Source organism: Mycobacterium sp. (genome assembly GCF_049278535.1).
GTDB lineage: Bacteria > Actinomycetota > Actinomycetes > Mycobacteriales > Mycobacteriaceae > Mycobacterium.
This window is the reverse complement of sequence record NZ_JBAPMI010000236.1, coordinates 1-7152: the sequence shown is the minus strand read 5'-3', so window position 1 is coordinate 7152 and position 7152 is coordinate 1. Positions and strand designations below refer to the sequence as shown.

6 protein-coding genes and 1 pseudogene are annotated in these 7152 nt (G+C 63.6%); 5 read left to right on the top strand and 2 right to left on the bottom strand.

The genetic code is table 11. From position 1 onward, the window contains the following. Positions 1 to 76: 76 nt before the first annotated feature. Both WAO18_RS16245 and WAO18_RS16240 read right to left on the bottom strand, forming a co-directional pair. Complete coding sequence (locus WAO18_RS16245; RefSeq protein WP_422207283.1) at positions 77 to 919, bottom strand: hypothetical protein; 843 nt, start codon at positions 917 to 919, stop codon at positions 77 to 79. Between the two features lie 105 nt (positions 920 to 1024). Further along, a pseudogene (locus WAO18_RS16240) lies at positions 1025 to 1297 on the bottom strand (adenylate/guanylate cyclase domain-containing protein); the annotation flags it as partial. 126 nt (positions 1298 to 1423) lie between these two features. On the opposite strand from WAO18_RS16240, the gene WAO18_RS16235 reads away from it, so the two are divergent. The 5 genes from WAO18_RS16235 to WAO18_RS16215 form a co-directional block, all read left to right on the top strand. Continuing rightward, a complete protein-coding gene (locus WAO18_RS16235) occupies positions 1424 to 1702 on the top strand; it encodes a GlsB/YeaQ/YmgE family stress response membrane protein (RefSeq protein WP_422207282.1) in 279 nt (92 codons plus the stop codon). Between the two features lie 973 nt (positions 1703 to 2675). Continuing rightward, positions 2676 to 4379: a Na+/H+ antiporter gene (locus tag WAO18_RS16230; protein ID WP_422207281.1), complete on the top strand. Its 1704-nt coding sequence runs from the start codon at positions 2676 to 2678 to the stop codon at positions 4377 to 4379. 350 nt (positions 4380 to 4729) lie between these two features. Next, positions 4730 to 6256 carry a PucR family transcriptional regulator gene (locus tag WAO18_RS16225; protein ID WP_422207280.1) on the top strand — a complete coding sequence of 509 codons (1527 nt, stop codon included), beginning with the start codon at positions 4730 to 4732 and terminating at the stop codon, positions 6254 to 6256. A gap of 122 nt (positions 6257 to 6378) precedes the next feature. After that, positions 6379 to 7005 (top strand): hypothetical protein, encoded by a 627-nt coding sequence (locus WAO18_RS16220; RefSeq protein WP_422207279.1) that lies wholly within the window; start codon positions 6379 to 6381, stop codon positions 7003 to 7005. Next, positions 7002 to 7152 (top strand): adenylyltransferase/cytidyltransferase family protein (locus tag WAO18_RS16215; RefSeq protein ID WP_422207284.1); only part of this gene is annotated, 151 nt, incomplete at its 3' end. The genes WAO18_RS16220 and WAO18_RS16215, both read left to right, overlap by 4 nt.

Here is a 7152-nt window from a genome sequence, read left to right as displayed (position 1 = left end):
GCTCTTGACGGCGTCAAGAGCGGACCGCTGGAGTTGGTGTGGCTTGCAGGACGTAGCCATGGCCAAGGCGATGAAGCTATGGGTTTAGGTTCCCCCGGCCCGGGGCCGGCTGACCATCGCCGGCACCAATCGATTGCGCTCCTGCCGCGGTACGACTTTTCGGGCCGGGGTGACGTCCCGGACGTTGCGGCAAGATAACGAGCATCGCGACGATTATGGCCGTGATGACCGCCGAGGCCAGCGGGCGGCTCAAGGCTAGGCCGCCGTCGGCGACTGGCTTATCAATGAAGTCCCCCACGGTTGCGCCCAGAGGCCGCGTCAGGATGAACGCAACCCAGAACAAGGTGACACGCGACACGGCGGTCCAGTAATACAAGGCTACGACCACTATGAGAGCCGCGGTGAATACCAGCGCGCCGCGTTCGTAGCCAAATCCGCGAGTGTCAGCGAGCCAATCGCCGAGCGCGGTGCCCAGAGTCTGGGAAAACGTGATCGTGGCCCAGTAGAACGCCTCGACTTTCGGCGTCGAGACGGTATTTACCGACACCGTTCCCTCCGACCAATACCAGAGCCCGAGGGTAGCCAACAGACAAGACAGCAGCAGAACCGATCCACCCGTATAGCCGATACCGAGCGATCGGTCGGCGAAGTCGGCCAACGTCGTGCCGAACGTCGTAGAGGCAACGATCGTCGACCAGTAGAGGATCCGATGAAAGCGCTTGGAGGAGATCTGCGCGACAACGAGCGCCACCAGCACGCCTCCGAAAAGCGTGACGCCGGCGAGATAGCCCCAGTCGAGCGTCATCGTCACGGTGTCGCCACCCGTCTCGCCGAGCGTCGTCGCCAATATCTTGATGACCCAAAAGCCCAGGGTGACTGCCGGCACCTTGCTCAGTGCCTGTTTCGTAACGTCATTCATCGGACATGGCCTGTCGCTCCCGTGGATTGATAGCTATGAGCTGGCGAACCGCCGTTGATCCACAACGACGGTCATCAGACAGTGTTCCGTCGCTCGACTGAACATTTACTGAGAACCCCGCTCGACAAGTTCGATCGGTCGAGAAATCAGGGCGTCGACGCACTGCTGGGTTAGAAGGATCGCGTCGCCGGTTGTTTTGGTGAGCTGCTCGACGCGGGCCGCAACGTTGACGGTGTCACCAATCAGAGTGAACTCCAGCTTGCCTCCCCCACCGATCGTCCCGGCGATCACCACACCGGTGTTGATCCCTATACCGATACGCAGCGCCCCACCGAACCGGTCCACGACCAGTCGATGGATCTCAACCGCAGCGTTCACGCGTGATCGTTGGCGCGACATTGCACCCTTCAGGTTTGGAATTGCGCTGACGCGGTATCCGAGACTGCCGGCAGCCGTGGACTCCGGGCGGTTTTGCCGTCGTTCGCTATCAGGAGGAGACTCGTCGTGGTCCTACATATCGTTTGGATGATCATTCTCGGTCTTGTCGTAGGTCTGATCGCACGAGCTGTCGTGCCGGGCAGACAGCCCATGGGTTGGATCGCAACAGCAGTGCTCGGCATTGTTGGCGCTTATGTCGGCGGCACGCTGGGCAGCGTCGTGTTCCCGCCGCACCACTTCGATATCCACCCGCCGATACAGCACGCGTTCTTGGGAGCGCTGGTCGGCGCGGTGCTGCTGTTGGTGATTTTCAAACTGGTCACTTCGCGGACCCGGTGCTTATAGACGCAAACATGTGAGGCCTGCGGTGCCGATGCGTGGGTTCCGCGAGGCGGTGGTCGCCTGCCGCAGAGTGCCTTCGGTGGTGGTGTTGCCCGACGGCCACGACTATCGACGGCCCGTTTCGTCGGTGAGCTCAATTGGCGCACCGGCGCCGCCACACACTTGACCGCGGAGCTTTCGACGGCCGTGGCGCCAGCCGGTACGGGCTTGTCGCCTTAGACCGGCGCGGCAGCGGTAATTTACGTGCCGTGCCGCGCCACGACGCGAGCGTGGGCGAGCGATGTCGACGAGATATTGACGAAAGAAGCGCTGGCCAAGGCTTTCGCCCTGGCCAGCGCTTTCTCCTGTGGAGCTGCCGGGAATCGAACCAGGCGCGAAAATTGCGCTGAACTGCAGGGATGCCCGTTTGGACAGCGCGAAACGACCCCAAAGAACGCCAAATTACCTGCGGATACGGGCATCGTGTTGATGGCATCAACACCAGTGACGGCTGCACGGCAGGAACCCGGCGTTTCGCGTGCGTGCAATCACGCACCGAGTCAGATCGATGGGCGTTCGGCGTAGCCGTGGCGACTCGTGTTGATTGGACTACCTCTCCTCTCCACCACGTCCAGCGATGCGAACGGATTTACAGTCAGCTCTTCTCAGTGTTTAATCTTTTGAGCTGCGTTGGCTGCTCCAAGAAATACCAGGTCACGCTGTTTATACCGTTGGCTGAATGCGGCCGCCTTCGAAACTACTGCGGACGGTTGCGGGCGTGCGTTTGATGGCGGGATGCGCTCTCGCGGGCGGCGGTCGCTGACGCGGACTCCGCACGACCGCAGACTTGTGCCGACACCGACTCCGATGGCCGGCCGCCATTTGCCCCTCAAGCCGCGAACAGCGCGGCCCGACCTCTGGCACACCTCAATACTGGTCGAATTACCAATTACAGACACTTTCGCTGGCCGAGTTCGGTGTCCTGCAGAATGAGGCCATGGGCGCGCAGACGGCTCTGGCATTGCTGCTCGCCGCCGTTGCCGTCATCGTGATGGTGAACTGGATCAGCGAGCGCACGGGAATCCCCAGCGCGGCGCTTCTGGTTCTCGTCGGCATTGGTTATGCGCTGCTGCCGGGGCCGAACATCGGCCTTGATCCCGATGTCGTGATGGCCTGCATATTGCCGCCGCTGCTGTACAACGCGGCGCTGGAAGCGTCGCTTGTCGGGATTCGCCGCAACCTGCGCACCGTCATCAGCCTGTCGGTGATTCTGGTTCTGGTGACCGCGCTATTGGTCGGTCTCGCGTTCGGCCTGCTCGTCAGCGGTGCGACTCTCGCGGTGGGCATAGCGCTGGGTGCGTCGGTGGCACCCACAGATCCGGTGGCCGCGCTCGCCGTTGCACGCAAGGTCGGACTACCGCTCAACATCGTCACCCTGATCGAGGGCGAAGGACTACTCAATGACGCGACCGCGCTCACCACGCTTTCAGTGGCCATCGCAGTGGCGAGGGGCGCCGGATTCTCGATGCTATCCGCGGTCCTGGAGTTCGTCCTAGCGGCCCTGGGCGGTCTGGCGGTGGGCCTCGTCCTCGCGTTCTGCCGCCGCCTCGTCAGACGCTGGACGCACGACGTGCTGACGGCCAATGCAATCTCCCTCGCCACACCGTTTGTGACTTATCTAGCGGCCGAGAAGGTCCACACCTCCGGTGTGTTGGCGGTCGTGGTTTGTGGGCTGATCGTTGGACACGACTCGCCACGATCGGAATCGGCTGCGAGCCGGTTACAGACCCGAGCCGTTTGGCAACTGGTCAACTTCCTACTCGAAGGTCTCGTGTTCTTGCTGATAGGTCAGCAGCTGCCGACCATTCTCGACGGCCTCAACGGCTACGAACCGTCGACGATCATTGTGGCGATCACGATTACCGTCACGGTGGTGCTATTGATGCGGCCGCTGTGGTTGTTGCTCACTCAGTCGCTTCCCCGACCGCTGCATACCCGGCTTGGAAACGCCTCCGGCACCGTGTCCGACGACGACACCCAAACGACGGCGAGCCGCGGCCAGCGTGACCGCAACTCGGAGCGACTCAGTGGCCGTGAGATTTTCGTGCTGAGCTGGGCCGGCACCCGCGGCGTGGTGAGCCTCGCCGCGATTTTCGCGGTGCCATTTGTAACCGACAGCGGCGCACCGATTCCCAACCGGGATCTGCTGCTTTTCTGCACATTCGTGGTGGTGCTAGTGACGCTAATCGGGCAGGGAATCACGTTCGCTCCGGTGGTACGTGCCCTCGGCCTTCGCGCGAATGCCGTCGACGAAGTGCGCCTGCGCAATCAGGCTCGCATGGCCGCCGTTCACGCTGCACTCGACAGACTTGACGAGCTCGACCAACAGGACCGTGACGACGTTGATACTCGGGCAATCGCCGCCGCGCGCGATCAGTTGTCCAGCCACCTCGAGCGATATCAACGTCGACTCGATCTGCTCGAGTCATCGGAGTCCGATGAGATACCAATCTCCCCTGGTTACGAGGCTGCCGCAGGAATACGCCGAGCGGCCATCGATGCCCAACGCGACGAACTCGTGCGCTGGCGTGACGCCGGCATGCTGCCCGACCGGAGTCTTCGTGTGCTTCAACGCGAACTCGATCACGAAGAGGGCACGCTGCCAATGGGTACGCCGCGATCCCGCCGGCGCAACCCCTGAAAGCCGCCTGCTCCCGGAAGCACCCGCCTCAGGTCAACAAATTTATCGGTGTGGCTGACATTGAATGCTGTAGCCACGCCGAAGTCAACGACCTTGTTTCGCATAGGAATTGGCAAACCTGCCGACAATCTCGACCGTGACTCCTGGCCCACGACCGGTCTCAGCCATCGGCCCCTGGTCGTAGTAATCGACTAACCTGGCCGAGCGCTGACGCCCGAAGCGCTTGCGGTAACTCGCGTCCGCGTTGTCTCCCACAGTTCCGGCGACATCAAGGGATTCACCGCGCAGATTCACCCGGCTCGGCCGATCCCTGGTTACGCTGATGGTCAGTTCGGCATTGGGAGCGGCTCGTGATCAGTTTGGACCGCTTGGTGAATGTGCTGGGTGGTTATGGGGCCCGCTTGCGTTGGTCCTCGGTGCCCAGGTCGACTGAGCTGGGCAGCGTGGTGATCCACGAGGCCGCTGCAGATCGCCAGGTGGTGGGCGATGTGTTGCTGGCGATTGGTGCCGGCTCCCTGCGGGAAGCGGCGCGGTGGGCGGCTTCGGCGCGTGCTGTTGTGGTCTTGATGCGCGGCGGTGAGGAACCGATAACGTTCGACGGTGACGCCGAGGTTGGCGCGGTGTTGGTGGTCGACGAGGCGGTATCGTGGAGCGAGTTGGCTGCGGTTGTCTATGGGCTGGTGTTTGAGGGCCGCGAGACTGAATCCGGCCGCGGCCCAACCGATTTGTTCGCGTTGGCTGACAGTCTGGCGGACGCGGTCGGCGGTGCGGTGGTCATCCATGATCGGCTGTTGCGGGTGCTGGCGTATTCACGCCTGCAGCAGCACGCTGACCCGGCGCGGGTGGAGACAATCCTAGAAAGGCAGACACCGGAGAAGCTGCGGGCATTCTTCGAGGCCCGTGGGGTATTTGCTCACCTGGCGGTCTCCGACGATCCGGTATTTGTCGCCGCCGACGCCGAACGCGGCGTGAACGGGCGCATGGTGGTGGCGGTGCGCTCGGGACGAGAACTTTTGGGGTCGGTGTGGGTGGCGTGTTCGGCGCCGCTGGACGGGACCGCGCGTACCGCCTTGGCCGACGGCGCGCACACGGTGGCCCTACATCTGCTGCGGTCACGGGCGAGCGCGGACCTGGAGGGCCAGGTCGAATCCGAACTGGTGATCCGGTTGCTGGAGGGTAGCGCTGATGGGGCCACGGTGGCCAGCAGGCTGGGCCTACCGCATGACGGGCTGCGGGTGATCGCGCTGCAAGCGTTCATCGGCGCCGACCGCGATGCCGCTCTGCTGTTGGCGTTCGAGCGCGCCACCACCGGGTTCGGGTGGTCACGGCCGGGCCGGAGCGCGTTGGCGGGCAACACCGTCTACACCGTGCTTCCCGGCGAGCAGGCGGCGACAGCGCGGCGCTGGATCACTGGTTTGCGGGCGGCCCTCCCCGAACTGGCGACGGTGTTGGCCGGCATCAGTGGGACAGCCGAGGTGGCGGACCTCGCCGCCGCCCGCGACGAGGCCGACGAGTGCCTCGCGCTGCACGAGGTGACGTCCCGGTCCTCCGCGCCTCCTGCCTACGACGAGTCATGGGATGAAATCCTGTTGCAGCGGTTACGCACCGCGTCGCGGTCAGGTCGTTCCCCAAACCGTGGGCCGGTGGCCGAGCTGCGCCGCCATGACCGCGCCCACGAGACCGACTACGTGGCGACATTGCGGGCCTGGCTGGAGGCCCAGGGCGACCCGATCGAAGCCGGCGAGCGTTTAGGAGTGCACGAGAACACGGTGCGAAACCGGCTGCGCAAGATGGCCGAGATCACCAACCTGCCATTGGACGACGCCAGAAAGCGGCTGGCCATGATGATCGAACTGGCCGCCACCGACACTGATTAACCGATCGGCTCTGTCGAACGGCGACAAGGCGAGGGCCCGCTGTTGTCCGGCTCCGGCAATGCTTGCTGCGGCCATAAAAGCGACGATGGAATCAACAGCTATCCGCCGATAGGACTTACCCGATGGCCCCCTCGCGTCCAGACCATCAACGCTTCAACGGCCACAGGCTGGACGAAGACGCCGCGATGGACACCTTCACCGTGCGCTTGCCACGGTGGCGCTCTATGCGGCTGTTTGGCCGCAACCCGCTGATACGCGCAGGCGATCGGGTTGAAGCACTGGTTGTGATGTTCGCCGTGGTGGTAGTCCTTTTGGCTGCGCCGATCGGCGCCGCCGTGGGCACTGCGGTCTACGACTCCCGCAGCCATCTCTACGCCGCGCAAGCTCAGAATCCGCGCACCGTCACCGCCACAGTCACCGGCGACAAGTTCGTCCGCCAAGATACGTTCGGCCAGATGGTCACCGTGCCTGCCCGATGGTTTGCTGCCGGGACCGAACACACCGGCACCGTCTCGGCACCTCCAGGAGTCAAAACTGGTGATTCGATTGACGTCTGGGTAGCTGAAGACGGTTCCCACATCGGCCCACCGCTTAGAACCGCCCTCGACGCGGCGGTGGCAGCAGCAGAAGCGATCTGGTTCGGCGCGGCCATGGCTGCAGCGGGGTTGGTTGCCGCCACCCGGGCAATCCTCAATCGGGCCCGCCACGCCAGGTGGCAACAGGACTTCGACAAGCTGGTCGAGTCATGAGCGGCGCGGTATGCCCGGGATCGTTCGACCCGGTGACGCTGGGCCACGTCGACATCTTCGAGCGCGCCGCCGCTCAATTCGACGACGTGGTGGTCGCCATCCTGGTCAATCCCATCAAAAAGGGCATGTTCGACCTCGACGAGCGGA

Coding starts and splice junctions, on each gene's coding strand:
- WAO18_RS16220 (WP_422207279.1), top strand. CDS start 6,379: ATGGCCCCCTCGCGTCCAGACCATCAACGCTTCAACGGCCACAGGCTG.
- WAO18_RS16230 (WP_422207281.1), top strand. CDS start 2,676: ATGGGCGCGCAGACGGCTCTGGCATTGCTGCTCGCCGCCGTTGCCGTC.
- WAO18_RS16245 (WP_422207283.1), bottom strand. CDS start 919: ATGAATGACGTTACGAAACAGGCACTGAGCAAGGTGCCGGCAGTCACC.